Origin of the sequence: Ornithinibacter sp. (assembly GCF_035443565.1) — a bacterium.
Lineage (GTDB): Bacteria > Actinomycetota > Actinomycetes > Actinomycetales > Dermatophilaceae > Fodinibacter.
On record NZ_DAORSO010000029.1, the window covers coordinates 6,627 to 9,953 of the forward strand.

A 3,327-nucleotide genomic window follows, 5' to 3' on the forward strand; every position below is an offset into this window, starting at 1 on the left:
CGCCGGCCGTCGACGTCCTGCGCACGGCATACCGCGAACAACTGCTCGAGATCGCGGCCCTGGACCTCACGTCCGGCGACCCACTCGTGTCCCTCCCGGAGACGGCCGCGGCCCTGGCCGACCTGGCGCAGGCGGCGCTGGAGGCCGCTCTCGTGATCGCCCGCGACGAGGTCGGGGCGGATGCCGGGCGCACCCGCCTGGCGGTCATCGCCATGGGCAAGACCGGTGGGCGCGAGCTGAACTACATCTCCGACGTCGACGTCATCTTCGTGGCCGAACCGGCGGACGGGGTGCCCGAGGACGAGTCGACGGCCATCGCCACCGACCTCGCGACCCGCCTGATGCGGATCTGCTCGGCGTCGACGGCGACCGGGGCGTTGTGGCAGGTCGACCCGGCGCTGCGCCCCGAGGGCAAGAACGGGCCGCTCGTGCGCACCGTCGCGAGCCACCGCTCCTACTACGAGCGGTGGGCCAAGACGTGGGAGTTCCAGGCCCTGCTCAAGGCCCGCCCGGTCGCGGGTGACGCCGAGGTGGGGCAGGCCTACTGCGACGCCGTGCAGCCGATGGTCTGGCAAGCCTCCACCCGCGAGAACTTCGTCGCCGACGTGCAGGCGATGCGCCGACGCGTCGAACAGCACATCCCACCCGCCGAGGCCGCCCGCCAGCTCAAGCTCGGTGCGGGTGGGCTGCGCGACGTCGAGTTCTCCGTGCAGCTGCTCCAGCTCGTGCACGGCCGGGCCGACGAGTCGCTGCGCACCGGGACCACGCTCGACGGGCTCGCGGCCCTGTCGGCGGGTGGTTACGTGGGGCGCGAGGACGCCGCGACGCTCGCCACGGCATACCGGCTGCTGCGCACGCTGGAACACCGCATCCAGCTCTACCGCCTGCGCCGCACCCACCTCATGCCCACCGCAGCCTCGGACCTGCGCCGCCTCGGACGGGCGCTCGGTCACCGGTCCTCACCGGCGGATGCCGTCATCGCCCAGTGGAAGGCCCAGCAGCGCGAGGTGCGCCGCCTGCACGAGCGGATCTTCTACCACCCGCTGCTCTCGGCCGTGGCCCGCCTCTCCGACTCCGAGGTGCGCCTGACTCCCGAGGCCGCGCGAGAGCGTCTGTCCGCGTTGGGTTTCCGCGATCCGCATGGCGCGCTCCGCCACCTCGAAGCCTTGACCGACGGGCTCAGCCGACGGGCCGCGATCCAGCGCCAGCTGTTGCCGGTGATGCTCGGCTGGTTCGCCGACGAGGCAGACCCGGATGCCGGTCTGCTCGCCTTCCGCAAGATCAGCGACGAGCTCGGGACCACCCCGTGGTACCTGCGGCTGCTTCGCGACGAGGGCTCGGCCGCCGAGCGGCTCGCGCACACCCTGGCCCGCAGCCGCTTCGCCGCCGGTCTGCTCGAGCAGGCGCCGGAGTGCGTGCAGTTCCTCGGTGACGCGGCCGGCCTACGGCCGCGTGCGCGCGAGGACGTCCTGCGCCGGATGCGGTCCGCCGCAGGGCGCAAGGACGACCCGGCATCCGCCGTGCTCGCCGCCCGCACCATCCGCCGATCCGAGCTCTTCCGCGTCGCGGTCGCCGACCTGTCCGGCCTGCTCACCCTCGACGGGCTCGGCACGGCGATGACCGACCTCACCTCGGCGCTGCTCGAGGTGACCCTCGAGCTGTGCGTGCGTGACCTCGAGGCCCGCACCGGTGCCCCTGCCCTCACCAGGGTCGTCGTCGTCGGCATGGGGCGCCTCGGTGGCGGCGAGCAGGGGTACGGCTCGGACGCCGACGTGCTGTTCGTCCACGACCCGGTCGACGGGGCCGACGAGGGGGCGGCGCAGGCGCAGGCCCTCGAGGTCGTCAAGGACCTCATCCGCCTGCTCGGCCTGCGCGGGCCCGACCCCAACCTCGACGTCGACGCCGGGCTGCGCCCCGAGGGCAAGAACGGCCCGCTCGTGCGCTCGCTCGCCTCGTACCGCGAGTACTACGCGCGCTGGTCGCTCGTCTGGGAGGCGCACGCCCTGCTGCGGGCGAAGCCGATCGCCGGCGACGCCGACCTCGGTCAGCGATTCCTCGACCTGATCGCCCCGCTGCGCTGGCCGGCTGGCGGGCTCGACGCGACCCAGGTTCGCGAGATCCGCACCCTGAAGGCCCGGATGGAGGCCGAGCGGCTGCCGCGCGGCGCGGACCGCAAGACCCACTTCAAGCTCGGCCACGGCGGCCTGTCCGACGTCGAGTGGGTCGTCCAGCTCGTGCAGCTGCAGCACGCCCACGCCCACCCGGAGCTGCGCACGACCTCGACGATGGCGGCCCTGTCGGCGGCGGAGTCGCTCGGGTTGATCGACCCCGACCACGCCGCGGACCTCGCGGCGTCGTGGCGCCTGGCGTCGTCGATGCGCAACGCCGGGGTGCTCTTCCGCGCCAAGACGGTGGATGCCGTGCCGACCGACCCGCGCGACGCCGACGGCATCGCGCGCATCCTCGGCCTGCCCGGGGGCTCGGGCCAGGAGCTGGGGGAGCGCTACCGCAAGCTGGCTCGCCGGGCCCGGGCCGCCCACGAGGCCGAGTTCTACGACGACTGAGGGCTCGACCTAAACTTGGGGGCATGCCCGACACGATCATTCCCCGGCTCGACCTGCGCGGGCAGCACCTCAGCCTGCGTGAGCTCAAGGCTGCCCTGCCGCGCGCCGAGTTCGACGTCGAGGCGGCGTTGGATGCCGTGCGCCCGATCGTCGCGGACGTCGCCGAGCGCGGTGCGGCGGCCCTCTACGACGCCGCGGAGCGCTTCGACGGCATCCGTCCGGCGCGGCTGCGGGTGCCCGCCGAGGTCATCGCCGACGCCCTGACGACGCTGGACCCGGCCGTGCGCGCGGCCCTCGAGGAGTCCATCCGCCGGGCGCGCGTCGTGCACGCCGACCAGCGCCGGTCCGACACGACCACGCAGGTCGCCGACGGGGGCACGGTCACCGAGCGCTGGGTGCCCGTCGACCGGGTCGGGCTCTACGTGCCCGGTGGCCTGGCCGTGTACCCGAGCAGCGTCGTCATGAACGTCGTGCCCGCCCAGCTCGCGCAGGTGCCGAGCCTGGCCGTCGCGAGCCCACCGCAGCGCGACCACGGTGGCTGGCCGCACCCGACGATCCTCGCCGCGTGCGCCCTCCTGGAGGTGGACGAGGTGTGGGCCATGGGTGGGGCGCAGGCCGTGGCTGCCTTCGCGTACGGCATCGAGGACGACGGTGAGGTCTGCGACCCCGTCAGCCTCGTCACCGGCCCGGGCAACATCTACGTCGCCGCGGCCAAGCGCCTGCTCAAGGGGATCATCGGCATCGACGCCGAGGCCGGCCCCAC

Annotated in this window: 2 protein-coding genes; both read left to right on the forward strand. The window is 74.0% G+C overall.

Translation table 11 applies throughout. The features are described 5' to 3' along the window. The coding region (locus tag PLL68_RS05290; RefSeq protein WP_324532332.1) for a bifunctional [glutamine synthetase] adenylyltransferase/[glutamine synthetase]-adenylyl-L-tyrosine phosphorylase at positions 1 to 2,564 on the forward strand (2,564 nt) is incomplete at its 5' end. A 35-nt stretch (positions 2,565 to 2,599) separates the two neighbouring features. After that, a partial coding sequence (locus PLL68_RS05295) for a histidinol dehydrogenase (protein WP_502910675.1) occupies positions 2,600 to 3,327 on the forward strand: 728 nt, incomplete at its 3' end.